Source organism: Streptomyces sp. NPDC057963, from assembly GCF_042887155.1.
Taxonomy (GTDB): domain Bacteria; phylum Actinomycetota; class Actinomycetes; order Streptomycetales; family Streptomycetaceae; genus Streptomyces.
Genome location: NZ_JBHVPX010000001.1, coordinates 160,878 through 186,336, shown reverse-complemented (window position 1 = coordinate 186,336; position 25,459 = coordinate 160,878). Strand labels below are relative to the sequence as shown.

Below are 25,459 nucleotides of genomic sequence, written 5' to 3'. Positions count from 1 at the left end.
CCGGGTGAAGTGCAAAAACGTTTTTGTATTTGTTGTGCGGGCGGGCGGGTTCAGCCGTGCCCCGCCGGGGACGGAACGCCCGACGGCGCCCCTGCCGCGATCAGGCGATTGCGGGCCCGTCCCATGAGCTCCTCGCGTTCGTCCTCTGTCAGTCCGCCCCACACTCCGTAGGGCTCTCGTACGGCCAGCGCGTGCGCCGCGCACTCGGCACGCACCGGGCATCGCATGCAGACCTCTTTTGCCGAGTTCTCGCGGGCGCTCCGTGCCGCCCCGCGTTCACCCTCCGGGTGGAAGAACAGCGAGCTGTCGACCCCGCGGCAGGCCGCCAGCAGCTGCCAGTCCCACAGATCGGCGTTGGGTCCGGGAAGGCGGGAGAAATCTGCCATTGCTTGTCCCCTCAAACCATGCTGAGTCGGAATCGTCGTTGTCATCCATGTTTGACCGTGCCCATGACACTACATCTACGGTGTAAGTAGATGTAAATATGACTGATTGCGAATCTATCCACAGACACCAGCAAAAGGGAAGAAAACCCGCTAAATGGGGCATGTGTTTATGGGAATTTTCGGTTGACGGTTGGATGATCCGTGCCGCTCTCCTCCGTGTGCGGGCCCTCACGTAGAGTGCCGAACGCCGCGGTCCGACCCGTAACTCTTTCGAGTGACCATCGTTGAGAGGGCGGAGGCGGTTGACAGAAATGGCGATCGGGCAGATGTCCGAGAGCGTCAACCGCTCAGGTGACGACTTGTAACAGCCTGGAGGCTCAAGGTGACGCGCATCAGCTGCGGAGGACGGTCATGACATCCGTCCTCGTCTGCGACGACTCCCCGCTTGCCCGAGAAGCGCTCCGTCGCGCGGTCGCGACCGTGCCCGGCGTCGAGCGTGTGACGACGGCGGCCAACGGCGAGGAAGTCCTCCGCCGCTGGGGCGCCGACCGTTCGGATCTGATTCTGATGGACGTACGCATGCCCGGTCTGGGGGGTGTGGAGACGGTCCGGCGGCTGCTCTCCGCCGACCCCGGCGCCAGGATCATCATGCTGACCGTCGCCGAGGACCTGGACGGCGTCGCGCTCGCGGTCGCCGCCGGTGCCCGCGGCTATCTGCACAAGGACGCCTCCCGCGCGGAGCTGCGGGCCACCGTCACCCAGGCGCTGGCCGATCCGACGTGGCGGCTCGCCCCGCGTCGGCTGCGGTCGGCCGAGATGGGTGCGGCGCCGACGCTCACCGCGCGTGAGATCCAGGTGCTCGAAGGAATGAGCCACGGCCGCTCGAACGCCGAGATCGGCCGTGAGCTGTTCCTCTCCGAGGACACGGTGAAGACGCACGCCAGGCGTCTGTTCAAGAAACTCGGCGCCTCGGACCGGGCGCACGCCGTGGCGCTCGGCTTCCGCTGGGGCCTGGTCCGCTGAGGACCGGTCATGGCCGGCAGCCGATCGATTCCCCGTCCGCACACCGGCGGACGGGGCGATGCGACCGGGGAGCGCGGGGCGGGCTCCGGTCCGCCGGCGGCGCCTTCCGCCCCGGCGGCATGTGACGCTTCCCGGCCGATGCCGCATCCTTGAGATGTGGAGTTCCTCGGGGACGATTCGGTCGAGCGGAAGGGGAGGGCGCAGGACATGACTTCCGGCGCACCCGCTCATAACGCTTCGGTGCACAACTACGGACGCGGCGGGGCAGAAGAGGTGGCTCCGAGGCACCATGGTCCGATGCGCGACGACGAGACGACGGGAATCGGTGCACTGGTGCACCGTGCCGTCGAGGGAGACGCGCAGGCCACGCATGATCTGCTGGCCCATGTCCACCCCCTCGCGCTGCGCTATTGCAGGTCCCGGCTGAACCGGCTGCCCGGTGATGCCCGCCACTTCGTGGAGGACCTGGCGCAGGAGGTGTGCGTAGCGGTGCTGATGGCGCTGCCGCGCTACAAGGACACCGGCAGGCCCTTCGAAGCCTTCGTCTTCGCCATCGCGGGCCACAAGGTCGCCGATCTCCAGCGGGCCGCCATGCGGCACCCGGGATCGACGGCCGTGCCCTCCGACGAGATGCCCGAGCGGCCGGACGATTCGCTCGGGCCCGAGGAGCGCGCGCTGCTCAGCAGCGATGCCGCCTGGGCCAAGAAGCTTCTGGCCAATCTCCCGGACAATCAGCGTGAGCTGCTGGTCCTGCGGGTCGCGGTCGGCCTGACCGCGGAGGAGACCGGACAGATGCTGGGCATGTCGCCGGGCGCGGTCCGGGTCGCCCAGCACCGGGCGCTGAGCAGGCTGCGAGCCCTCGCGGAGCAGTGAGCCGGACCCGTGCGGGGCCGCCTGTCCGGAGCCGTGCCGGCTGCCCGCCGGGGTCCGTACGAAACTACAGAACCTCTGGTTGATCTTGTTCGTGGAATGAGATACCTCCGAAGGCCGTTAGCATGGACATCCGCACCGATCAAGGCCATTTGGGGAAGGTGTCATGACTGCAAACGTCGACGGAGTGCCCGAGAAATTCGCGACGCTCGGGCTGACATACGACGACGTGCTGCTGCTGCCCGGCGCGTCGGACATGGCGCCCGATCAGATCGATACCTCCTCGTATATCTCCAAGAACGTGCGGGTGAACATCCCGCTGCTCTCCGCCGCGATGGACAAGGTCACCGAGGCCCGCATGGCGATCGCCATGGCCCGGCAGGGCGGCGCCGGTGTGCTGCACCGCAACCTCTCCATCGCCGACCAGGCCAACCAGGTCGACCTGGTGAAGCGCTCCGAGTCCGGCATGGTCACCGATCCGATCACGGTGCACCCGGACGCGACGCTGCGCGACGCCGACGAGCTGTGCGCCAAGTTCCGCATCAGCGGTGTTCCGGTCACCGACGCCGCGGGCAAGCTGCTCGGCATCGTCACCAACCGCGACATGGCGTTCGAGTCGGACCGCACGCGTCAGGTGCGCGAGGTCATGACGCCGATGCCGCTGGTCACCGGCAAGGTCGGCATCTCCGGCGTGGACGCCATGGAGCTGCTGCGCCGCCACAAGATCGAGAAGCTTCCGCTGGTCGACGACGCGGGGGTCCTCAAGGGCCTCATCACCGTCAAGGACTTCGTCAAGGCCGAGAAGTACCCGAACGCCGCCAAGGACAAGGAAGGCCGGCTGCTGGTCGGCGCCGCCGTCGGTGTCGCGGGCGACGCCTTCGAGCGGGCCCAGGCGCTGATCGAGGCGGGTGCCGACTTCATCGTCGTCGACACCGCCCACGGCCACTCCCGGCTGGTCGGCGACATGGTCGCCAAGATCAAGTCGAATGCCTCCGGCGTCGACGTCATCGGCGGCAACATCGCCACCCGTGACGGCGCCCAGGCGCTGATCGACGCCGGCGTGGACGGCATCAAGGTCGGCGTCGGCCCCGGCTCCATCTGCACCACCCGCGTCGTCGCCGGCATCGGCGTCCCGCAGGTCACCGCGATCTACGAAGCCTCGCTCGCCGCCAAGGAGGCCGGTGTCCCGGTCATCGGCGACGGCGGCCTGCAGTACTCCGGCGACATCGCCAAGGCCCTGGTGGCCGGCGCGGACACCGTGATGCTCGGCTCGCTGCTCGCGGGCTGCGAGGAGTCCCCGGGCGAGCTGCTCTTCATCAACGGCAAGCAGTTCAAGTCGTACCGCGGCATGGGTTCGCTCGCCGCGATGCAGACCCGTGGCGACCGCAAGTCGTTCTCCAAGGACCGCTACTTCCAGGAGGGCGTCGCCTCCGACGAGAAGCTGGTCCCCGAGGGCATCGAGGGCCAGGTTCCCTACCGTGGCCCGCTCTCCGCGGTCGTCCACCAGCTCACCGGCGGCCTGCGCCAGTCGATGTTCTACGTCGGCGGCCGCACCGTCCCGGAGCTCCAGGCCAACGGCCGGTTCGTCCGGATCACGTCGGCGGGTCTCAAGGAGAGCCACCCGCACGACATCCAGATGACGGTCGAAGCACCGAACTACAGCAGGAAGTAACGCGTCCAGCGCAGCCGAGGGGCGGCCCGGGGTTCCCGGGACCGCCCCTCAGCCGTGTGTCGGGGATACTGGACAGCGCAGACATAGAGGGAAAGGCCACACCATCGTGACTGAGATCGAGATCGGGCGCGGCAAGCGCGGCCGCCGGGCGTACGCATTCGACGACATCGCCGTCGTTCCGAGCCGCCGTACCCGCGACCCGAAGGAGGTCTCGATCGCCTGGCAGATCGACGCCTACCGTTTCGAGCTTCCGTTCCTGGCGGCTCCCATGGACTCCGTGGTCTCCCCGCAGACCGCGATCCGGATCGGTGAGCTCGGCGGCCTCGGTGTCCTCAACCTCGAGGGCCTGTGGACCCGGCACGCCGACCCGCAGCCGCTGCTCGACGAGATCGCCGAGATGCCCGTCGAGTCGGCGACCCGCCGCCTCCAGGAGATCTACTCCGCGCCGATCCAGGAAGAGCTGATCGGGCAGCGCATCAAGGAGGTGCGCGACTCCGGCGTCGTCACCGCCGCCGCGCTCTCCCCGCAGCGCACCGCGCAGTTCTCCAAGGCCGTCGTCGACGCGGGCGTGGACATCTTCGTCATCCGCGGTACGACGGTCTCCGCGGAGCACGTGTCGGGTGCGGCCGAGCCGCTCAACCTCAAGCAGTTCATCTACGAGCTGGACGTCCCGGTGATCGTCGGCGGCTGCGCCACGTACACCGCCGCCCTGCACCTGATGCGTACCGGTGCGGCCGGTGTCCTCGTCGGCTTCGGCGGCGGCGCCGCGCACACCACGCGCAACGTCTTCGGCATCCAGGTCCCGATGGCGACCGCGGTGGCCGACGTGGCCGGGGCCCGCCGCGACTACATGGACGAGTCCGGCGGCCGGTACGTGCACGTCATCGCGGACGGCGGGGTCGGCTGGTCCGGAGACCTGCCCAAGGCCGTCGCCTGCGGCGCGGACGCCGTGATGATGGGCTCCCCGCTGGCCCGTGCGACGGACGCGCCGGGCCGCGGCCGCCACTGGGGCATGGAGGCCGTCCACGAGGACGTGCCGCGCGGCAAGCTGGTGGACCTGGGCTCCGTCGGCACGACCGAGGAGGTCCTCACCGGTCCTTCGCACACCCCCGACGGCTCGATGAACATCTTCGGTGCGCTGCGCCGGGCGATGGCGACGACGGGATACAGCGACCTCAAGGAGTTCCAGCGCGTCGAGGTGACGGTGGCGGACTCCCAGCACAGCCGCTGAGCCACTGCGAGGGCTGTGACATACGGGAGGGCCCGGACCGCGTGTGCGGTCCGGGCCCTCCCGTATGTCGCGATCAGCCGGCGGCGCTCAGTCGGACGCCTTGCGGGCGGCCGAGAAGGCGACGACTCCGGCGATCACGATGAAGACGAACGTCAGCGGGTCGGCGTCTTCCTTCCACACCTTGTTCAGGTCGCTGAAGTGGTCGAAGAAGATCTCGCTGACCGAGAGCGGGAGCTGCTTGCTGATGATGATGGCCTCACCGAGCAGCTGGCCGAAGTAGACACCGATCAGGGCGAGGACGGCGCTGATGACCGGCAGGACGGGGTTGCGGCCGCCGACCTTGCCCGCGGCGAAGCCGACGATGGCGCCGACACCCACGGCCGCGTAGCCGATCTCGTGCTTGGTGGCGCCGATGATCGCGCCGTAGATGCCCGCGGCGACGACGACCGCGACGACGGCGGCGGCCAGGCCGAGGCCGATGTTGTTGCGGGCCGGGGCCGGCGGGGCGAACGGCGCGCCGCCGAACGGGACGCCGGGCTGGCCGGGCTGCTGCCCGGCGAACGGGTTGCCGGTCGGCACGCCGGGCTGTCCCGGCTGCTGGCCCGCGAACGGATTGCCGCCGCCAGGCTGTCCCGGCTGGCCCGCGTACGGATTGCCGCCGCCGGGCTGTCCCGGCTGGCCCGCGTACGGGTTGCCGCCGCCGGGCTGTGCGTCGTACGGCTGCTGCGGCTGGTTCGGCGGCGGCACGGGCTGGCTCATGGTGGGATCCCCCCTGGGACGGAAGCGCACGATTGTGCGAGAAGTGACGCCGCAGGCTAGCAGCCACCTACGACATCGCCCACCGAAATCCTTGGGGAACCCTTTTGAATCCTCGGGGAACCCTTTCTTCTCACAGCCGGTGCGCTGCCCCCGCGGGGGTCGCGCCCCGGGTGTCCAGGAGGAGCTGGGCCTTCACCGCGAGGCCCTGGAGGTCGTACGTGCGGTGGTGCTGGAGCAGCACCGTGAGGTCGGCGCTCGACGCCGCCTCGTACAGCGAGTCGGCGCGCGGGACGGGGAGTTCGCGGATCCGCCAGTCCAGGACGTGCGGGTCGTGGTAGCCGATCTGGGCGCCCATGTCGATCAGCCGGGTCGCGACCTCCCGGGCGGGGGAAGCCTCCTGGTCGGCGAGGTCCGGCTTGTAGGTCACCCCGAGGAGCAGCACCCGGGCGCCGCGTACGGACTTGCCGTGTTCGTTCAGGAGAGTGGCGCAGCGCTGGATCACGTACTGGGGCATCCGGTCGTTGATCTCCTGGGCGAGCGAGACCATCCGCAGGGGGTGGCCGGGGGTGCGGCTGTTGTACGGAAGGTAGCCCGGGTCGACGGGGGCGCCGTGACCGCCGACGCCGGGGCCCGGACGGAACGGCTGGAAGCCGAAGGGCTTGGTCTCGGCGCACCGGATGACGTCCCACAGGTCGACGCCGAGATCGTGGCAGAGCACCGCCATCTCGTTGACCAGGGCGATGTTGACGTGCCGGAAGTTCGTCTCCAGGACCTTCGTCATCTCGGCCTCGCGCGGCCCGCGGGCGCGGACGACCTTGTCGGTGAGGCGGCCGTAGAAGGCGGCGGCGGACTCGGTGCAGGCGGGGGTGAGACCGCCGATGACCTTGGGGGTGTTGGCGTAGACGTGGGTCCGGTTGCCGGGGTCGAGGCGGCTGGGGGAGCAGGCGAGGTGGAAGTCGCGGCCGGCGCGGAGCCCCGAGCCCTCTTCGAGGAGGGGCAGCACATAGCTCTCGGTGGTGCCGGGCTGTACGGCCGATTCCAGCAGGACGGTGGTGTGCGGACGCAGCCGGGCGGCCAGCGCGCGGGCCGCGTCGCCGACGGCGGTGAGGTCGAGGGTGCGGTCGGCGCCGAGCGGGGTGGGCGCGCAGATCACCGCGGTACGGACCCGGCCCAGTTCGGCCGGGTTGGTGGTGGGCCGGAAACCCCCCGAGAGCATCCGGCGGATGTCCGAGGCGGTGAGCGATCCCTCGACGGGGGTGTGGCCCGCGGAGAGTTCCGCGTAGGCGCGCGGGTCGGTGTCGTAGCCGACGGTCTGGACACCGGCGGCGACGGCGGCTTGGGCGAGGGGCAGGCCGAGATGGCCGAGTCCGATGACTGCGAGGTCTGCGGGCATATGGATGGGCCGTCCTTCCCTTGGACCGACCGGCAGATGGAGGGCGCCACCCTCTCTTTGCCGGTCGGTCCCAAGACCATGAGAGCAGAAAGCGCAACCGCTGGGGACAGCGCAATGTCAGACTAGGCGTAAATATGACCTATATGCCGCATTGCGTGGCTGTCGTCGTCCTGGTGTTGTCCACAGGCGGTGGCCGAAGTCGTGGACGCCGGACAGAATCGAGAGGTGGGCACGGGGCGTCCGACTGCTGGGTCGGGTCGCGTCCCGGGCCGGACCACCCCGATCTACCCGGGAGGCAGCGGTGAGGACAGCGACACTGGGACCCGCGGAGCGCGCCGAGGCGCTCGCCGCGATGGCCGAGCGCGAACTGGACGTGCTGGTCGTGGGGGCGGGCGTGGTCGGCGCCGGTACGGCGTTGGACGCGGCGACGAGAGGGCTCTCGACGGGCCTGGTCGAGGCGCGTGACTGGGCCTCGGGCACATCGAGCAGGTCGAGCAAGCTGATCCACGGCGGGCTGAGATATCTGGAGATGCTCGACTTCGCGCTCGTCCGCGAGGCGCTGAAGGAGCGCGGTCTGCTCCTGGAGCGGCTGGCCCCGCATCTGGTGAAGCCGGTGCCGTTCCTCTACCCGTTGCAGCACAAGGGATGGGAGCGGCTCTACGCCGGTTCCGGAGTGGCGCTCTACGACGCGATGTCGGTGTCGTCGGGGCACGGCCGCGGTCTGCCCGTCCACCGGCACCTGTCCCGCCGCCAAGCCCTGCGGGTCGCCCCGGCGCTGAGGAAGGACGCCCTGGTCGGGGCGTTGCAGTACTACGACGCGCAGATGGACGACGCCCGCTATGTGGCGACCCTGGTGCGCACCGCCGCCGGTTACGGCGCCCATGTGGCGAACCGGGCGCGGGTGACCGGCTTCCTCCGCGAGGGCGAGCGGGTCGTCGGCGCCCGTGTGGAGGACGTCGAGGCGGGCGGTGAGTACGAGGTCAGGGCCACCCAGGTGGTCAACGCGACCGGGGTCTGGACGGATGACACCCAGGCGCTGATCGGCGAGCGCGGGCTGTTCCACGTCCGGGCCTCCAAGGGCATCCACCTGGTCGTCCCGAAGGACCGCATCCACTCCTCGACCGGCCTGATCCTGCGGACCGAGAAGTCCGTCCTCTTCGTCATTCCGTGGGGACGGCACTGGATCGTCGGGACGACGGACACCGACTGGGACCTGGACAAGGCGCACCCCGCGGCGTCCAGCGCCGACATCGACTATCTCCTCGAACACGTCAACTCGGTCCTTGCCACCCCTCTGACCAGGGACGACGTCCAGGGCGTCTACGCGGGGCTCCGGCCGCTGCTGGCCGGCGAGTCGGACGCGACGAGCAAGCTCTCGCGCGAGCACACGGTCGCGCATCCGCTGCCCGGCCTCGTGGTCGTGGCGGGCGGCAAGTACACGACGTACCGGGTGATGGCGAAGGACGCCGTGGACGAGGCGGTGCACGGCCTCGACCGGCGCGTGGCGGACTGCGTCACCGAGGACGTTCCGCTGCTGGGGGCGGAGGGCTACCGGGCGCTGTGGAACTCCCGGGCGAGGATCGCGGCCCGGACGGGGCTCCATGTCGCCCGGGTGGAGCACCTGCTCAACCGTTACGGCTCCATGACCGAGGAGCTCCTCGAACTGATCGTCGGCGATCCGGTGCTGGGCGAACCGCTCCCGTCGGCGGACGACTATCTGAAGGCCGAGATCGTCTACGCCGCCTCGCACGAGGGGGCCCGCCATCTCGACGACGTACTGACCCGCCGCACCCGGATCTCCATAGAGACCTTCGACCGGGGCACGCGCAGCGCCAGGATCTGCGCGGAGCTGATGGCGCCGGTGCTGGGCTGGGACGAGGGGCAGATCGACCGGGAGGTCGAGCACTACGAGAAGCGGGTGCAGGCGGAGCGGGAGTCGCAGCGGCAGCCGGACGACCTCACGGCGGACGCGGCGCGGCTCGGAGCGCCGGACATCGTGCCGCTCTAGGACCGGGGCAGGGCCTTTCGTTCGGGCCCGGTCTCTCCGGGGGCGGGGTCCTCTGCTCGGGCCCGGTCTCTCCGGGTGCGGGGTCCTCTGCTCGGGCCCGGCCTCTCCGGGGGCAGGGGCCTTCGTTCGGACCTGGCCTCTTCGGGTGCGGGGCCCTTCGTTCGGGCGGCGCTCACCGGGCGTGGGACGCGCGGCCGCAGAACTCCGCGTCGAGCAGTGCCGATTCGAGCGTCTCCGTATCGGCCGACGTGTCCGTGTCGACGCGGTAGGTCAGGGTGTGCCGGCCGTCGCGCGTGGCGGCGGTACGGACGTAACTGCCCGCTATGTGGCCGTTGTGGCCCCAGACGGTGGTGCCGCAGGAGAGCCGCTGCGGATAGATGCCCAGGCCGTAGACGCCGTGCGTGGCACCGGTGTTCAGCAGGGCCGCCAACTGGGCGGGCGGGAGGAGGCGCCCACCCAGCAGGGCCGCGTAGAAGCGGTTCAGGTCGGCGAGTGTGGAGATCAGTTCCCCGGCCGCGCCCGCCGTGCGCGGGTCGAGCACGGTGACATCGCGCAGGCTGCCGTCGGCCGGGTCGCGGGTGAAGCCGCGGCCGTGCGGGGAGGGCAGCGTGGTGCGGGCGCCGGGCAGAGAGGTGCCGGTGAGACGGAGGGGGGTGATGATGCGGTGGCGGATCTCGGTGGCGTAGCCGTGTCCGGTGACGCGTCGGACGACGAGCCCCAGGACGACGTAATTGGTGTTGGAGTAGGAGTAGCGGCCCGGGGCGTTCGTCGGACGGTGGGCCAGGGCGACGCGGACCGCCGCGGTGGCGGAGACGGGGCGCGCGGAGGTGTCGGCGGTGTAGTCGTAGAGGCCGCTGGTGTGGCCGAGCAGGGCACGCAGGGTGATGCGGCGGCCGTCGTTTCCGTTGCCGTGGATCAGGCCGGGCAGCAGCCGGTCGACCGTGTCCGACAGCCGCAGCCGTCTCTCCCCGGCGAGTTGGAGCACGACGGTGGCGACGAAGGTCTTGGTGATGCTCCCGGCCCGGAACCGGTCCGCCCTGTGGATGCCGGGGCCCGTCGAACGGTAGGTGTCGTACGGTGCGGGGGAGGCGTGATGGGCCAGCAGCGCCGCCGTGGGAGGACCGCCCCCGGCGACGAGCCGCGGAAGGTAGGCGGCTGCGGGCGTGAGGTGTGGTTCGCTGGGCAGGGTCGCTGTTCCCAGGCAGAACAGCGCCAGTAGCAGCGGGGTGGCGAACAGCGCCCTGAGTATCGGCACGGCAGGGATTCCCTTCCTCCGGTCACATGATGGCGGGCCCGCGGACCCGGCACCATGACCGGTCCCGGGGTGAGGGACAATGAACGCTCTGCCAGGGCGGGTTGATCGCAGAGGGGACGCATGTCGGAGGCGGAGCAGGCACGGGAGCCCCAACGGGACAAGGACGGGCGTCTCCTTGCGGGGCGGTACCGGCTCGGGGAGGTGCTCGGCCGGGGCGGTATGGGCACGGTCTGGCGCGCCGTCGACGAGACGCTGGGCCGCACGGTCGCGGTCAAGGAGCTGCGGTTCCCCTCGGCCATCGACGAGGACGAGAAGCGGCGCCTCATCACGCGCACGCTGCGCGAGGCGAAGGCGATCGCCAGGATCCGCAACAACGGCGCGGTGACGGTCTTCGACGTGGTCGACGAGGACGACCGGCCGTGGATCGTGATGGAGCTGGTCGAGGGCAAGTCCCTCGCCGAGGCCATCCGCGAGGACGGGGTGCTGACGCCGAAGCGCGCCGCCGAGGTCGGCCTCGCCATCCTCGACGTGCTGCGATCGGCGCACCGCGAGGGCATTCTGCACCGCGACGTGAAGCCGTCCAACGTGCTGATCGCCGAGGACGGCCGGGTCGTGCTGACCGACTTCGGCATCGCACAGGTCGAGGGCGACCCGTCGGTCACCTCCACCGGCATGCTCGTCGGCGCGCCCTCGTACATCTCCCCGGAGCGCGCCCGCGGACACAAGCCGGGACCGCCCGCCGACCTGTGGTCGCTCGGCGGACTGCTCTACGCCAGCGTCGAAGGCTCCCCGCCGTACGACAAGGGGTCGGCCATCGCCACCCTGACCGCGGTGATGACCGAGCCGCTCGACCCGCCGAAGAACGCCGGTCCGCTGAAGGAGGTCATCTACGGCCTGCTCGCCAAGGACCCCGATCAGCGGCTCGACGAAGCGGGCGCGCGCGCCCTGCTCAACGACGTGATCCACGCCCCCGAGAAGCCGGACCCGGTGGTGCCCCCGCCCGCCGACGCCACCCAGATCATGGCGCTGCCGGGGAAGACCGCCGATTCCGGTGCCAAGGCGGCGTCGAAGCCCGGGGAGTCGGGCGAGGGGGCGCGGGACCGGCTGCGGGGCGCGCTGCGCTCCGTCCGGAACACGAAGACGCCCCCGGCCGCCGCGGCTGCGGCCCCGGCCACCGCACCGCCCCCGCCCTCCACGCCTCCGGCGGCCGCCCCGTCGGCCGGTGGTGCGGCGAACATGTCGAAGTCCGCCCGGACCGCGGCCCCGGCGAAGCCTGCCACGGCCTCCGCCGCCGTACCGCCCCCGCGCCGGGCCACGTCGCCGACCACCCCGCCCCGTGCGTCCCTCACGGACGTGGTGCCGCGTCGCACCCTGGCGATCATCGCGGCCGTGATCGTGCTCGCCGTCATCGGTACGGTCCTCGCGCTCACACTCGACGGAGGCGACAAGGCCGACGCGGACGGCGGCGGCAAGGACGACAAGTCCACCTCCGCCGGGGCCTCGACGACGGCCGGGAGCTCCGCCGACACCGACAGCGGCAACGGCAGCGGCAAGGCCCAGGACCAGGGCGGCGATCAGGGCAAGGACCAGGGCAAGGGCGACAGCTCGGACAAGGGCTCGGACGGTTCCGGGGGCGACAAGCCGAAGGACGCCCCGCCCGCCGGGTACCGGAAGGTCGCGAGCAAGGACTTCCACTTCACGATGGCGCTGCCCGAGAAATTCCGGTTCGACAAGACGGCGGGCATCAACTCGGGTGCCATCTACAACGTCGACGGCGGCTTCCCGCGCGTCCAGGTCGACTACACCGATTCGCCCGGCGGTGACGCCGCCGCAGCCTGGAACGCCGCGAAGGGCAACGTCGCGGCCAGCAGCAACGGCTACCACCACCTCGGCATCGGCAAGGTCCAGTACAACGGATACCCGACCGTCGCCGACTGGCAGTTCGAGCGCACCCAGCAGGGCCAGCGGGTCCGGGTGCTGAACCGCGGCTTCAAGGTCGATGCCACCCACGGCTACGCGATCATGATCAGCTGCAAGGCGAGCGAATGGGACGGCGAGGAGTGCCGGACGCTGCGCAACACCGCGTTCGACACGTTCGGGCCCGCCGACTGATCCGCGGTGAAAGGGGTCGGGATGGGCCGACCCTGGCGCGTGGCCGTGACTTGCCACGTATCGTGAGAGCCTGAAAGCCGTACGCAGCCGGAACGGCGGGTCAATTGCACGCTGAGTGACCGCAATTGATGGTTCGTGCGGTCATCGTGGCCGGGGGACAGCGCGCTCTGGGGAGGCGTCGTGGACGACTACGCGGGTCGGGTGCTTGCCGACCGCTACCGCCTTCCGCTGCCTCCGTCCGATGAGTACGAACCGGTCGAGATCCGGGCGTTCGACACCTACAGCGGGCAGGAGGTCCTGGTCCGGCAGGTGCCGTTGCCCGAGGTGGTGGACGCCGAGGTGCTCGACGCCGACGGCCCGGCCCGGCAGATCACCGGGCGTGCCGTGCGGCGGCCCGCGGATCCGGTGGTGCGGCGCGCCATCGAGGCGGCGCAGGCGGCGGCCCAGGTCCCCGACCACCCCAGGCTCGACCAGGTCTTCGACGTGTTCGCGGAGGCGGGCTCGCTCTGGATCGTGAGCGAATTCGTCATGGCCCGCCCGCTCGCGGCCCTGTTGACGGATCGCCCGCTCGATCCCTTCCGGGCCGCCGAGATCGGCTCCGACGTGCTGACCGCGCTGCGGGTGCTGCACGCCCATGGCTGGACCCACCGGAACATCACCGTCCGTACGGTGCTGATCTGCGACGACGGCCGCGTCGTACTCACCGGCCTGGCGGCCGGGGCCGCGGAGGAGGCGCTCTGCGGATACGTCCCGACGCCGCAGCCCGACGACGAGGACGAGATCGCCTTCGGCCGCCCGGCGGCCCGGACGGGCCCGTCCGGGCCGTTCGCGCCTCCCGTCCCCCAGGTACCGCCCGTGCCGTCCGTCCCGCCGGCCGAGGTGCCGGCCTCGCGCGGCCCGGCGGCGATCGAGACGGGCCGCGCGACCGGCGCTCCGTACGACGATGCCGCGGACGCTCCGTACGACACGGAGATTCCGTACGACGAGGACGCCGACGATCCGTCCGACGCGGAGATTCCGTACGGTGACGCCGCGCGTGGCGACGCGCAGGGCGAGCCCACGGTCGAGCTGGAGGCCGTACCGCGGTCGGTGAACCCCGCCCTCCCGGCGCCCGACCCCGGAACGGGAAGCGCGGCGCAGTCGCGGGCCGAGCGTGCCGGAGCCATCGCCGCCTACCGCGCGGGCGCCCGCGCCGCCGCCCGGGTCGGCGAGGACCGGCGCCGGGACGGAGCGGGCGAGGCGCAGGACACCGGAAACCTCCCCGTCCAGCGTCCTGTGCCGCCGGAAGGCATGCGACCGGCCGACCCGGACCACGACCGACCGCAGCCGGTCTCCCCCTGGAGCCGAGCCGCCGAACGCCCGCACACCGAACGCCCGCACACCGAGGGACCGCACGCGGAAGGACCGCACGCCGAGGGCTCGCACGAACGCGTCCCGTACGACGACACCTCCCACGAGGAGACCCCGTACGACGACAGCTCCCACGACGACACCCCCTACGACGACGAGGACGACGACGGGTACGGGGGCGACGGCCGGGCACCGTCCGGTCGGCGGCTGCATCTCACCGGCACCTGGAGCGACGGGCCCGGATCCGGGCGGCCGGTCCCCGCCGGAGGATCGGGCGAGGACGCCCTGCGTGCCGATGCCCGGCGCCACGGCAGCTCCCCGGCACTGCCCGCGCACCGGCCCGAGCAGCAGCCGGCCCGCTGGGACGACCTCGCGGCGAGCGGCCGTACGGGCCCCGTCTACCGCGGCCCCGCCACCACCCTCGCGGCCGAGCGCGCCCGGCAGGCCCGGATCGCCGTCGTCGGCGCGGTCACCGAGCGCTGGGCGCCCGAGCAGGCCGGACCCGTTTACGAGAACTGGCAGCTGGCGCCGCCGATCGGCCCCGTCACCGACCTCTGGGCGCTCGGCGCGCTGCTCTACCGCGCCGTCCAGGGCCATGCCCCGTACCCCGAGGAGGACGCGGCCGAGCTCGTCCAGATGGTGTGCGCCGAGCCGCCCGCCTTCGCCGAGGAATGCGGTCCGCTGCGTCCCGTCGTCGAGTCGCTGCTGCGCCAGGACCCCACCGAGCGGCCGGACTTCGAGGAGCTGAGCGGCTGGCTTCGCTCCCTCGTGCGCTCGGCGCCCGAGCCCGAGGCCGGTCTGGACGTCGTACCGCTGCCGTCCGCCGACAGCGCCCGGCTCCCCGTCGTACGCCGCCGGGGCGAGCTGGTCCGCAGGCGCCGCGGCCAGGGCACGGGCCACGGCCGCCACCGCCACACGAAGGAGAAGACCGACCGGCACGACAGACCCCGGGCGGAGAAGGCGCCCAGGGCGCCGCGCGAGCCCAAGGGCCCCAAGGCGCTGCGCACTCCGCCGCCCCGCCCCCAGCAGGGCGAGGGGCGGGCGCCGCGACGGCTGGGACGGCTGCTTCTGGTGCTGATCCTGCTGGCCCTGGTCGCGGCCATCGCGTACGCCGTGATGTTCCTGCCCAAGGCGGGCGGCGACTCCGGCACCCGTTCCTCGGGCCCGGCGGCGTCGGCGTCCGGTTCGCCGGAGCGCGGCGACGGTGCCTCCGGCGGGCAGCCGTCCGCGCAGCAGCCGCAGACCAGCCGCTCCGCCGTGGCGCTCGCCCCCGGCTACGCCCTGCGCAAGGACCCGGAGGGCTTCGAGATCGGTGCGCCCAAGGGCTGGCAGCGCAGCCCGGCCAACGCGGACCGGCAGATCCGGTACGGCAGCGACGGCTTCAGTCTGCTGATCGTCCCCGGACGCGACACCGTCAAGGCCAAGGGCGCAGACCCGCTGGCGTACCAGGCGGACAAGGAACTGGAGTTGCAGCCGTTCCGCGACTCCAGCTGGTCGGGGTCGAGCGGGCTGCGCCGGATCGACGTCGGCCGACAGGCCATGGCCGAGGGCCAGTTCACCTGGCAGGACGCCGCCGGACGCGAGGTGTATGTCCGAAATCTCGCGATGATCGTCGACGGCCGCTACCACATTCTCCAGGTCATCGGCCCGGAGAACCGGCGCGACAAGGTTTCGGACATCTATGAACAAGCCATCGCTTCCTACCGCGTGACGCCCTGAAGCATGGCGGGGCGTCACCCGCACGAGGGCAGAGCGACAAGCATCACAGTGCGGTCTCTTGGGGGAGGCGAGGTTCCGTCGTCGTACACCCCCTCCGTAATCTGGCCTCCGAGGGAACGGGGCGGAATACGTGGATCGATCACAAGGCACGGAAGCGGGACTGGTGCTGGCCGGAAGGTACCGGCTCGGTGAAGTCCTCGGGCGCGGCGGCATGGGCAAGGTCTGGCGCGCTCACGACGAGGTGCTGCACCGCACGGTCGCGGTCAAGGAGCTGACCGCCGGGCTGTACGTGGCCGAGGCCGACCGGATCGTGCTGCACGCGCGGACCCAGAAGGAGGCCCGCGCGGCCGCCCGGATCACGCATCCGGGCGTGGTCACCGTCCACGACGTGATCGAGTACGACAACCGGCCCTGGATCGTCATGCAGTACGTCGACGGCCCGTCACTCGCCGACGCGGCCAAGGAGTCCGGCGAGATCGCACCCCGCGAGGCCGCCAGGATCGGCCTCCACGTGCTGAGCGCCCTGCGCGCCGCGCACGGCGCGGGGGTCCTGCACCGGGATGTGAAGCCCGGCAACGTACTCCTGGCCAAGGACGGCCAGGTGCTGCTCACCGACTTCGGGATCGCGGCGATAGAAGGCGATTCGACCATCACCAGGACCGGTGAACTGGTCGGCTCCATCGACTATCTGGCGCCGGAGCGGGTACGCGGCGGCGATCCCGGCCCCGCGTCCGACCTGTGGTCCCTCGGCGCCACGCTCTACACCGCCGTCGAGGGACGCTCGCCGTTCCGCCGCACGTCCCCGATCTCCACCATGCAGGCCGTCGTCACCGAGGAGCCGCCGCCGCCGGAGCAGGCGGGTCCGCTGGCCCCCGTGATCACCGCGCTGCTCCGCAAGGACCCCGAGGAACGGCCGTCGGCCGCCGAGGCGGAACGGATGCTGCTGGACGCCATGGAGGGCCGCGAACCCCTCGCCGCGCAGGCGTACGTACCGACGCAGCGCGTTTCCGACGAGGTCCTGCGCACGCTGGGCCCGGACGACACGCCGGAAGCGGGCGGGACCGGTGCTGCCGCAGTGGCCGCAGTGGCCGCAACGGGTGCAGCGGGTGCGGCGGGTACTCCCGGCACCGCCGGCACCGCCGGTACGGCCCCGCTTCCCCACCCGGCCGACGGCCCGGTGTCGCCCCCGGTGACCCGGCGCAGCCGGGGCCGATGGCGTACGACGGTCCTGGTCATCGCCGCCGCGGCGCTGGTCGGCGGTGGCGCGGGGCTCGCCGCGATGAAGTACGGGGACCGCGCGGACAACACCGTCGAGCACAGCAGCACGGAAGCCCGCACGACCCCCGCCCCCTCGAAGCCCGCCACGTCGCGCGCGCCGAAGACCGACACTCCGGAGAAGGGCATACCCAAGGGCTGGAACCGGGTGGACGACCCCGCGGGCTTCAGCCTGAGCGTGCCCGACGGCTGGGTGCGCCGGGCGGACGGCAATCAGATCGACTACACCCCGGACAACGGCGTGCACTACATCCGGATCAGCATCGACCCGGCGCCCGACTTCGAGAACCCGTACATGCACATGCTGAACCTGGAGAAGCAGCTCGCCAAGCGGCTCCCCGGATACCAGCGCGAGACCCTGCACTCCAACACGTACCGCGACCGGGCGGGCTCGCTCTGGGAGTTCACCTGGACCGAGACCAAGGACCACCCGGGCCCGCGTCATGCGATCGACCAGATGTACTACGGCGAGGACGGCGGCCCGGAGTACGCGATGTACATGACGGGGCCGGCCTCGGACTGGGAGACGACCCGGACGCAGTTCGACACGATATTGCGCGGATGGCGGGCGCCCGGCAGCGCCGACTGAGGCCCGCGGGACCGGGCCGACGATCACAGGGGTCCTGATCAGGGGCTTTGTTGCCAGTGATCACTGGCTGGTTTGTGGGGAGTGTGAAAACCCGTTACTCACGGGTACCCAAAGCGTGCGGCTGGACGTACTCTCGCCCTCATGACGGACTCGCAGGTCTCCACGTCCACCCCCGCAGCCCCGGTCGGCACCAACCCCGTGGCCGCCGCCCCCGCAGGCGCGCGTACCGCCGCCGATGTGGTGACACCCGAGGTGGTCGCCCGGCTGACCCGTGGTGTGGCCGGCTCGGGCCGCACGGCCAACCACACCCCCTTCACCGGGGAGAAGCTGGCCGATCTGCCCGAGTCCACCCCCGAGGACGTGGCGACGGCCTTCGAGCGCGCCCGTGCCGCCCAGCCGGCCTGGGCCGCGACCCCCGTCCGGGCCAGGGCGGCCGTCCTGCTCCGCTTCCACGATCTCGTGCTCGACCGCCAGGCCGAGGTGCTCGACCTCATCCAGCTGGAGACCGGCAAGGCCCGGCTGCACGCCCACGAGGAGGTGCAGGCCGTCGCCGTCGCGGCCCGCCACTACGGACGCAGGGCCGCCGCGTACCTGAAGCCGAAGCGGCACACCGGAGTCGTGCCGACCCTCACCAAGGTCACCGAACTGCGCCAGCCGCGTGGCGTCGTCGGTCAGATCGTGCCGTGGAACTACCCGTTCGAACTGTCGGTCGGCGACGCGCTGCCCGCGTTCGCCTCCGGCAACGCCGTCGTGATGAAGCCCGACACGGAGACCGCGCTGACCGCGCTGTGGGCCCGCGACCTGCTGATCGAGGCCGGGCTGTCCGCCGAGGTGTTCCAGGTGGTCCTCGGTGACGGACCGGTCGTCGGCCCCGAGGTCGTCGAGCACGCCGACTACGTCTCGTTCACCGGTTCCACCCGCACCGGCCGCGAGGTCGCGCAGGGCGCGGCGGCCCGGCTCGTCGGGGTCTCGCTGGAGCTCGGTGGCAAGAACGCCATGCTGGTCCTGAAGGACGCCGACGTGGAGAAGGCCGCCGCGGGCGCCGTCCGCGCCTGCTTCTCCTCGGCCGGCCAGCTCTGCGTCTCCATCGAGCGGCTGTACGTCCACGAGTCGGTCGCCGACGACTTCGTGGCCCGCTTCGCCGCCCGTACGAAGGCCATGCGGCTCGGCAACTCCCTCGCCTACGGCGCCGACATGGGGTCCCTGGTCGGCGAGCGCCAGCTGGAGACCGTCACCCGGCATGTCGCGGAGGCCGTCGAGAAGGGCGCCAGGCTCGTCGCGGGCGGGGTGGCCCGCCCGGACATCGGCCCGCTCTTCTACGAGCCGACCATCCTCGACGGCGTCGAGGCGCCGATGGCCGTCTGCGACGAGGAGACCTTCGGCCCGGTCGTCTCCCTCTACCGGTTCACCGACGAGGACGAGGTCGTCGCCCTCGCCAACGCCACCCCGTACGGCCTGAATTCGAGCGTCTGGACCAAGGACGCCAAGCGCGGCCACCGGGTCGCCGCCCGGCTGCGGACCGGCACGGTCAACATCAACGAGGGGTACGCCCCCGCGTACGGCAGCGTGCAGTCCCCGATGGGCGGCATGAAGGACTCCGGGCTCGGCCGGCGGCACGGCTCCGAGGGCATCCTCAAGTTCACCGAGGCGCAGACCGTCGCGCAGCAGCGGCTGATCCCGCTCGCCCCGGCGTTCGGCATGGACGACGAGAAGTACGCGGCGTTCATGACCCGCAGCCTGAAGGCGATGAAGGCGTTCCGCCTGCGCTGACCCCCGTAGCACCGCCGCGCCTTCTGCCCTTTTCGTGCCGAGGAGAGCCATGCCCCAGGACAGCCCTGCCCAGAATCGGTCCGTCTCCGCGGAAGGGACCGGCGACGACACCGCGTACGACTACGACGTCCTGGTCGTCGGCTCGGGCTTCGGCGGCGCGGTGTCGGCCCTGCGGCTGACCGAGAAGGGATACCGGGTCGGCGTCCTGGAGGCGGGCCGCCGCTTCGGACCCGGCACCCTTCCCAAGAACTCCTGGGACGTCAAGAACTACCTGTGGGCCCCCGCGCTCGGGTTCTACGGCATCCAGCGCGTCCATCTGCTCGGCCATGTGATGGTGCTGGCCGGTGCGGGCGTCGGCGGCGGCTCGCTCAACTACGCCAACACGCTGTACGTCCCCCCGGCGGCGTTCTTCGAGGACCGGCAGTGGGCGTCCATCACCGACTGGCAGGACGAGCTGAAGCCGTACTACGACCAGGCCCAGCGGATGCTCGGGGTCCGGCTCAACCCGACGACGACCCCCTCCGACGTCCATCTGAAGGCGGCGGCCCAGGCCATGGGCGTCGGCGACACCTTCCATCCCGCCCCGGTCGGTGTCTTCTTCGGCGACGGCGAGGACGCCGACGGCACGGCCAGGGCGAAGCCCGGCGGCACGGTCGCCGACCCGTACTTCGGCGGCGCGGGCCCCGCCCGCAGGGCCTGCACCGAATGCGGCGAATGCATGACGGGCTGCCGCCACGGCGCGAAGAACACCCTCAACGAGAACTACCTCCACCTCGCCGAGAAGGCCGGAGCCGTCATCCACCCGATGACCTCTGTGGTCGCGGTCACGGACCACCCGGAGGGCGGGTACCGCGTCACCACCGTCCCCACCGACCGGCGCGGGAAGGCGAAGCCCACGCGGCTGCGCGCCCGCAAGGTGGTCGTCGCGGCGGGCACGTACGGAACGCAGACCCTGCTGCACACCATGAAGGACCGCGGTCTGCTGCCCCGGCTCTCGGCCCGGCTCGGCGAGCTGACCCGTACCAACTCCGAGGCACTCGTCGGCTCGCAGACCAGCGACCGGCGCTACCGCAGGAAGCACGGCACCGCGAAGGCCGACTTCACCCGGGGCGTCGCGATCACCTCCTCGATCCACCCCGACGAGAACACCCACATCGAGCCGGTCCGCTACGGCAAGGGCTCCAACGCGATGGGCGCGCTGTCCATCCTCCAGGTGCCGTACGGCGGCCACCGGGTGCTGGGCTGGTTCGGCAACATGGCCAAGCACCCGACGCTCGCCCTGCGGTCGCTCTCCAACCGCCGCTGGTCGGAGCGGACCATCATCGGGCTCGTCATGCAGTCACTGGACAACTCCCTGACGACGTACCGCAAACCGGACGGCATCGGGAAGGGCCTGCTCACCGCCCGGCAGGGGCACGGCGCACCCAACCCGACCCAGATCGAGGAGGCGACGCGCAGCGCCTCGCTGCTCGCCGACGAGATCAACGGCTTCGCCGGTTCGAACATCGGTGAGCTGATGGGCACCCCGCTCACCGCGCACTTCCTCGGCGGCTGCCCCATAGGCGCGAGCGCCGAGGAAGGGGTGATCGACCCGTACCACCGGCTCTACGGACATCCCGGCATCTCGGTGGTCGACGGCTCGGCGGTCTCCGCGAACCTCGGTGTCAACCCGTCGCTCACCATCACCGCGCAGGCCGAGCGCGCGATGTCGTTCTGGCCCAACAAGGGCGAGGCGGACCCGCGTCCGGCGCAGGGCGAGGCGTACGAACGGCTGGCCGCCGTCGAGCCGCAGGAGCCGGCCGTACCGAAGGAGGCGTTCGGCGCGCTGAGGCTGCCGTTCCTCGGGCTGCCCACGGTTCCGCCGAAGAAGAAGGCGTAGGAGCCGGCGGGACTCCTGGTGGTTCAGGGCCCCTGACGTATCGGGTCGGAACAGCAGAAGGGGCTGCACCCCCCTCCGAGTGCAGCCCCTCCGCGCCTGTGGTGACGAGACGCTCGACGCGCTCGTGGGTCCGCATGGTTGACCTGCGGTCCGCCGCAATGGTTGTCCTGATGCTCACCGAACATGTGTGTGACACCCCTCACGTCTCTCCGTGCTCGATCCGTGATCCACGGCTGCGCAACTGTTCAGAGGGCCGCGCGGGCGAACTCGTATCGGGTGGCGTGCTGCGCGCGGCGGACGCCGCCTGCGGACCGGGAGGGGACGAGCAAGGGCCCGGTGGACCGGGAATCGGTCCATCGGGCCCTGCGCGATTCAGCACTGGGAGGCGGCCTCGGCATCGAAAGGGACGGTCGCGACCCGCGCAAACCGTTTCGACCGGGCCGGAAGCCGCTCCGGCCGGATACGCCGGGCCGGAAGCCGCTCCGGCCGGATACGCCGGACCGGAAGCCGCTCAAACCGGATACGGCCGGCTCCGGGCGTCCCCGGAGCCGGCCGTTCTTCGGGTGACCGGGCTGCTGTCCCCTGCCGACCGGTCACGCACGCTGGGGCGCGGTCCCACGGCGTACCTGCGGTACGCCACACGCTCCAACGGAGCCACGCGTGGTTCTTTCCACAGCCGCCCCTGGCTGGCACGGACACCGGGACCAACGAAGCCGCGGCGGACCCGGTCACGCGCCGTACGGGTGAGAGCAGGCCCGAACTGGGATACGCCCGCACCCCGGGCACCCGGCCGCGAGGTGTCAGGCCCGGCCGCGGCAGAGTTCCAGCAGCGTCATGGCGAGGGAGGTGCCGGGCCTGCCGAGCGCGTCCCGGTACTGGCCGAGGATCTCCATCTCGCGGGAGAGGTTGATCCGGCGGCCGCCGGAGGTGATCCGGGCCTCCTGGATCACCGCCGAGACGGCCATCCGCTCCTGGACGAGTCCGATGATCCGGTCGTCGAGGGCGTCGATGCGGGACCTCGCGGTGTCGATCAGCGCGGCGGCCTCATCGGTGTGCGCACCGGTCTTCTCGGCGGCGGTCTTCGCCGGCACGGTCTTCTCGGTCATGGTCTTCGCGGGGGCGGTGCTGGTCATGGTGAGGACTCCTCGTGGGGTGCGGTCCCCGGAGCCGACCGGTCCGGAACGCCAGAACGCCCCGGGCCTTTCGGCCCGGGGCGCCTGGAACGTTGCTTGTCAGCGGATCAAGCAGCACGACCATGGCAGCCGGCGGGCCGGATGCCATAGGTAAAGACGAAGGTCGTGTGCTGTCGCATGTCACCCAGTATGGCCCCGCCCGCACGGGTGGGCCAACACGGGGCCCGGATGCTGAGACACCGCCCGGACCCGGTCCGCGGCCCGCGCTTCCCGCACCCGCGTGCGCGGGCGGGACGACGGCCTGCTTCGCAACCCCGGTAGAATCGACAAAACCGACCCCACTTACACCGCCGGAAGGCCGCCCGTGCCAGCAGCACCCCTCGCCGCCCCCGACATCGCCACCGATGTGGTCCTCGTTGTCGACTTCGGGGCGCAGTACGCCCAGCTCATCGCCCGACGCGTCCGTGAGGCCCGGGTCTACAGCGAGATCGTCCCGTCCACGATGCCGGTGGCCGAGATGCTGGCCAAGAACCCCCGGGCGATCATCCTGTCCGGCGGCCCCTCCTCGGTGTACGCGGAGGGCGCGCCCTCCCTGGACCGTGCGATCTTCGAGGCCGGGGTCCCGGTCTTCGGCATGTGCTACGGCTTCCAGCTCATGGCCACCACGCTCGGCGGCACCGTCGACGACAACGGTGCCCGTGAGTACGGCCGCACCCCGCTCACCGTCTCCAAGTCCGGCTCCACGCTCTTCGAGGGCACGCCCGCCGAGCAGTCGGTCTGGATGTCGCACGGCGACGCCTGCTCCGCCGCCCCCGAGGGCTTCACCGTCACCGCGTCCACCGACGTCGTGCCCGTCGCAGCCTTCGAGAACGACGAGAAGAAGCTCTACGGCGTCCAGTACCACCCCGAGGTCCTGCACTCCACGCACGGCCAGCAGGTTCTGGAGCACTTCCTCTACCGCGGGGCCGGCATCGAGCCGACCTGGACCACGACCAATGTGGTGGACGAGCAGATCGCGCTGATCCGCGAGCAGGTCGGCACCAAGCGCGCCATCTGCGGCCTGTCCGGCGGAGTCGACTCCGCGGTCGCCGCCGCCCTCGTACAGAAGGCCATCGGCTCCCAGCTGACCTGCGTGTACGTCGACCACGGCCTGATGCGCAAGGGCGAGACCGAGCAGGTCGAGAAGGACTTCGTGGCCGCCACGGGCGTCCAGCTGAAGGTGGTCGACGCCGAGGAGCGGTTCCTGAACGCGCTGGCCGGGGTCTCCGATCCCGAGCAGAAGCGGAAGATCATCGGCCGCGAGTTCATCCGCGTCTTCGAGCAGGCCCAGGCCGAACTCGTCGCCGAGGCGGGCGCGGCCGGCGAGGACGTCGCGTTCCTCGTCCAGGGCACGCTCTACCCGGACGTCGTCGAGTCCGGCGGCGGCACCGGCACCGCCAACATCAAGTCCCACCACAACGTCGGCGGTCTCCCCGACGACATCGAGTTCCAGCTCGTCGAGCCGCTGCGCCAGCTGTTCAAGGACGAGGTCCGGATGGTCGGCCAGGAGCTCGGTCTGCCCGACGAGATCGTCCAGCGCCAGCCGTTCCCCGGCCCGGGGCTCGGCATCCGTATCGTCGGCGAGGTCACCAGGGAGCGGCTCGACCTGCTCCGCGAGGCCGACGCCATCGCCCGCGAGGAGCTGACCGCGGCCGGCCTGGACCGCGACATCTGGCAGTGCCCCGTGGTCCTGCTCGCCGACGTCCGCTCGGTCGGCGTCCAGGGCGACGGCCGCACCTACGGCCACCCGATCGTCCTGCGCCCGGTCTCCTCCGAGGACGCCATGACGGCCGACTGGTCGCGGCTGCCGTACGAGACGCTCGCCAAGATCTCGACCCGCATCACCAACGAGGTCGCCGACGTCAATCGCGTCGTGCTCGACGTGACGAGCAAGCCGCCGGGCACCATCGAGTGGGAGTGACCTTCCCGACGGGCCCTGCCTGACATCCGGTCGACGCCGATGCCGCCGCTCCACCACCTGGACGGCGGCATCGGCGCGTTCGGGACGCGGGACGGCTGCCCGTGCCCGAATCGATCCCCGATGCCTCTGGCCACCTGCGGCAACCGGCGGTAACTTCCGATCCCGTACGTCCTGGGAGTCCGGAGGAGCCGCCATGCCCGAGCCCGCACCCGTACCCGCGCCCGTGCCCGCCCCCGTTCCCCTGCCGGTGGACCAGCTCCACTTCGCGATGCCGCCCGTCCACGCGTCGGCGCGGGAGGAGCGCGCGTACCGCAAGGCGCGGCTGGCCGGCGCGCTCAGGCTGTTCGGGGAGTACGGGTACGAGGACGGCGTCTCCGGTCACATCACCGCGCGCGACCCGGAGTTCACCGACTGCTTCTGGGTCAACCCCTTCGGGGCCCCCTTCGACGGGCTCGCCCCGGACGAGCTGATCCTGGTCAACGGGGAGGGGCAGGTCGTCGAGGGGCGCTACCACGTCAATCAGGCGGCGTTCGCCGTCCACGCGCAGGTGCACCGGGCGCGTCCGGACGTCGTCGCCGTCGCGCACACCCACTCCGTGCACGGGCGGGCCCTGTCCGCGCTCGGCGAGCTCATCGAACCGATCACCCAGGAATCCTGCGCCTTCTACGAGGACCATGTGCTGTACGACGCGTACACCGGCGTCGTGGTCGACGAGGAGGAAGGGCGCCGGATCGCCGCCGCGCTCGGCGGACACAAGGCGATCGTGCTGCGCAACCACGGGCTGCTGACCGTCGGCGGCTCGGTGGACGCGGCCGCCTGGTGGTTCATCGCGCTGGAGCGCTCCTGCCAGGTGCAACTGGCCGCGCGGGCGGCCGGAAAGCCGGTGCTGATCGAGCACCGGGACGCCGTCGCCACCCGGGAGCAGCTCGGCAGCGACCTGGTGGCCTGGATCAACTACCAGCCACTGTGGCGCCGGATCAGTCGCACATTCTGACGATACGCGCCGACCGGCCGCCCCGATGCGGCCCGGAGCCCCGCGGTACGGCACAATTCGCAGCAATCACAGCCGAGTTGG

General features: G+C 71.4%; 17 protein-coding genes. 12 read left to right on the top strand and 5 right to left on the bottom strand.

Annotated elements, in window-relative coordinates:
- Positions 1-50: 50 nt before the first annotated feature.
- The gene (locus tag ACFVT1_RS00785; RefSeq protein ID WP_362207903.1) at positions 51-386 is read right to left on the bottom strand and encodes a WhiB family transcriptional regulator; all 336 of its coding nucleotides are present in this window, start codon (positions 384-386) and stop codon (positions 51-53) included.
- 411 nt (positions 387-797) lie between these two features.
- On the opposite strand from ACFVT1_RS00785, the gene ACFVT1_RS00780 reads away from it, so the two are divergent.
- The 4 genes from ACFVT1_RS00780 (at position 798) to ACFVT1_RS00765 (ending at position 5,182) form a co-directional block, all read left to right on the top strand.
- Positions 798-1,409, top strand: a complete 612-nt coding sequence (locus ACFVT1_RS00780; protein ID WP_003948568.1) for a response regulator transcription factor — start codon at positions 798-800, stop codon at positions 1,407-1,409.
- A 297-nt stretch (positions 1,410-1,706) separates the two neighbouring features.
- On the top strand, positions 1,707-2,282 hold the full coding sequence (locus ACFVT1_RS00775; protein ID WP_072486721.1) for a sigma-70 family RNA polymerase sigma factor: 576 nt from the start codon (positions 1,707-1,709) through the stop codon (positions 2,280-2,282).
- A 163-nt stretch (positions 2,283-2,445) separates the two neighbouring features.
- Entirely contained in the window at positions 2,446-3,951 is a 1,506-nt protein-coding gene (gene guaB, locus ACFVT1_RS00770; protein ID WP_362207906.1) for an IMP dehydrogenase, read from the top strand.
- 106 nt (positions 3,952-4,057) lie between these two features.
- Positions 4,058-5,182 (top strand): GuaB3 family IMP dehydrogenase-related protein, encoded by a 1,125-nt coding sequence (locus tag ACFVT1_RS00765; protein ID WP_362207909.1) that lies wholly within the window; start codon positions 4,058-4,060, stop codon positions 5,180-5,182.
- 87 nt (positions 5,183-5,269) lie between these two features.
- On the opposite strand, the gene ACFVT1_RS00760 is transcribed toward ACFVT1_RS00765, so the two are convergent.
- Both ACFVT1_RS00760 and ACFVT1_RS00755 read right to left on the bottom strand, forming a co-directional pair.
- Positions 5,270-5,941 carry a hypothetical protein gene (locus ACFVT1_RS00760; RefSeq protein ID WP_389791289.1) on the bottom strand — a complete coding sequence of 224 codons (672 nt, stop codon included), beginning with the start codon at positions 5,939-5,941 and terminating at the stop codon, positions 5,270-5,272.
- 130 nt (positions 5,942-6,071) lie between these two features.
- The gene (locus ACFVT1_RS00755) at positions 6,072-7,334 is read right to left on the bottom strand and encodes a nucleotide sugar dehydrogenase (RefSeq protein ID WP_389791287.1); all 1,263 of its coding nucleotides are present in this window, start codon (positions 7,332-7,334) and stop codon (positions 6,072-6,074) included.
- A 301-nt stretch (positions 7,335-7,635) separates the two neighbouring features.
- Between ACFVT1_RS00755 and ACFVT1_RS00750 the strand changes: the two genes are divergently transcribed.
- On the top strand, positions 7,636-9,342 hold the full coding sequence (locus ACFVT1_RS00750) for a glycerol-3-phosphate dehydrogenase/oxidase (protein ID WP_389791285.1): 1,707 nt from the start codon (positions 7,636-7,638) through the stop codon (positions 9,340-9,342).
- 172 nt (positions 9,343-9,514) lie between these two features.
- Here the strand turns inward: ACFVT1_RS00750 and ACFVT1_RS00745 are convergent, their stop codons facing one another.
- The gene (locus ACFVT1_RS00745) at positions 9,515-10,597 is read right to left on the bottom strand and encodes a serine hydrolase domain-containing protein (protein ID WP_389791283.1); all 1,083 of its coding nucleotides are present in this window, start codon (positions 10,595-10,597) and stop codon (positions 9,515-9,517) included.
- Positions 10,598-10,717: 120 nt separating this feature from the next.
- Here ACFVT1_RS00745 and ACFVT1_RS00740 point away from each other — a divergent pair, with 120 nt between their 5' ends.
- The 5 genes from ACFVT1_RS00740 (at position 10,718) to ACFVT1_RS00720 (ending at position 21,291) form a co-directional block, all read left to right on the top strand.
- Positions 10,718-12,709 carry a serine/threonine-protein kinase gene (locus ACFVT1_RS00740; protein ID WP_389791281.1) on the top strand — a complete coding sequence of 664 codons (1,992 nt, stop codon included), beginning with the start codon at positions 10,718-10,720 and terminating at the stop codon, positions 12,707-12,709.
- Between the two features lie 180 nt (positions 12,710-12,889).
- Complete coding sequence (locus ACFVT1_RS00735; RefSeq protein ID WP_389791279.1) at positions 12,890-15,778, top strand: serine/threonine protein kinase; 2,889 nt, start codon at positions 12,890-12,892, stop codon at positions 15,776-15,778.
- Between the two features lie 130 nt (positions 15,779-15,908).
- On the top strand, positions 15,909-17,642 hold the full coding sequence (locus ACFVT1_RS00730) for a serine/threonine-protein kinase (RefSeq protein WP_389791277.1): 1,734 nt from the start codon (positions 15,909-15,911) through the stop codon (positions 17,640-17,642).
- 141 nt (positions 17,643-17,783) lie between these two features.
- Positions 17,784-19,412 carry a succinic semialdehyde dehydrogenase gene (locus ACFVT1_RS00725; RefSeq protein WP_389791275.1) on the top strand — a complete coding sequence of 543 codons (1,629 nt, stop codon included), beginning with the start codon at positions 17,784-17,786 and terminating at the stop codon, positions 19,410-19,412.
- Positions 19,413-19,461: 49 nt separating this feature from the next.
- Complete coding sequence (locus ACFVT1_RS00720; RefSeq protein WP_389791273.1) at positions 19,462-21,291, top strand: GMC family oxidoreductase N-terminal domain-containing protein; 1,830 nt, start codon at positions 19,462-19,464, stop codon at positions 21,289-21,291.
- Positions 21,292-22,091: 800 nt separating this feature from the next.
- Here ACFVT1_RS00720 and ACFVT1_RS00715 read toward each other — a convergent pair.
- Complete coding sequence (locus tag ACFVT1_RS00715) at positions 22,092-22,424, bottom strand: chorismate mutase (RefSeq protein WP_389791271.1); 333 nt, start codon at positions 22,422-22,424, stop codon at positions 22,092-22,094.
- Positions 22,425-22,788: 364 nt separating this feature from the next.
- On the opposite strand from ACFVT1_RS00715, the gene guaA reads away from it, so the two are divergent.
- A complete protein-coding gene (gene guaA, locus ACFVT1_RS00710) occupies positions 22,789-24,384 on the top strand; it encodes a glutamine-hydrolyzing GMP synthase (RefSeq protein WP_389791269.1) in 1,596 nt (531 codons plus the stop codon).
- Positions 24,385-24,577: 193 nt separating this feature from the next.
- A complete protein-coding gene (locus ACFVT1_RS00705; protein WP_389791267.1) occupies positions 24,578-25,378 on the top strand; it encodes a class II aldolase/adducin family protein in 801 nt (266 codons plus the stop codon).
- Positions 25,379-25,459 lie beyond the last annotated feature (81 nt).

Coding starts and splice junctions, on each gene's coding strand:
- ACFVT1_RS00775 (WP_072486721.1), top strand. CDS start 1,707: ATGCGCGACGACGAGACGACGGGAATCGGTGCACTGGTGCACCGTGCC.
- ACFVT1_RS00755 (WP_389791287.1), bottom strand. CDS start 7,334: ATGCCCGCAGACCTCGCAGTCATCGGACTCGGCCATCTCGGCCTGCCC.
- ACFVT1_RS00785 (WP_362207903.1), bottom strand. CDS start 386: ATGGCAGATTTCTCCCGCCTTCCCGGACCCAACGCCGATCTGTGGGAC.
- ACFVT1_RS00760 (WP_389791289.1), bottom strand. CDS start 5,941: ATGAGCCAGCCCGTGCCGCCGCCGAACCAGCCGCAGCAGCCGTACGAC.
- ACFVT1_RS00725 (WP_389791275.1), top strand. CDS start 17,784: ATGACGGACTCGCAGGTCTCCACGTCCACCCCCGCAGCCCCGGTCGGC.
- ACFVT1_RS00780 (WP_003948568.1), top strand. CDS start 798: ATGACATCCGTCCTCGTCTGCGACGACTCCCCGCTTGCCCGAGAAGCG.
- ACFVT1_RS00740 (WP_389791281.1), top strand. CDS start 10,718: ATGTCGGAGGCGGAGCAGGCACGGGAGCCCCAACGGGACAAGGACGGG.
- guaB (WP_362207906.1), top strand. CDS start 2,446: ATGACTGCAAACGTCGACGGAGTGCCCGAGAAATTCGCGACGCTCGGG.
- ACFVT1_RS00720 (WP_389791273.1), top strand. CDS start 19,462: ATGCCCCAGGACAGCCCTGCCCAGAATCGGTCCGTCTCCGCGGAAGGG.
- ACFVT1_RS00705 (WP_389791267.1), top strand. CDS start 24,578: ATGCCCGAGCCCGCACCCGTACCCGCGCCCGTGCCCGCCCCCGTTCCC.
- ACFVT1_RS00715 (WP_389791271.1), bottom strand. CDS start 22,424: ATGACCAGCACCGCCCCCGCGAAGACCATGACCGAGAAGACCGTGCCG.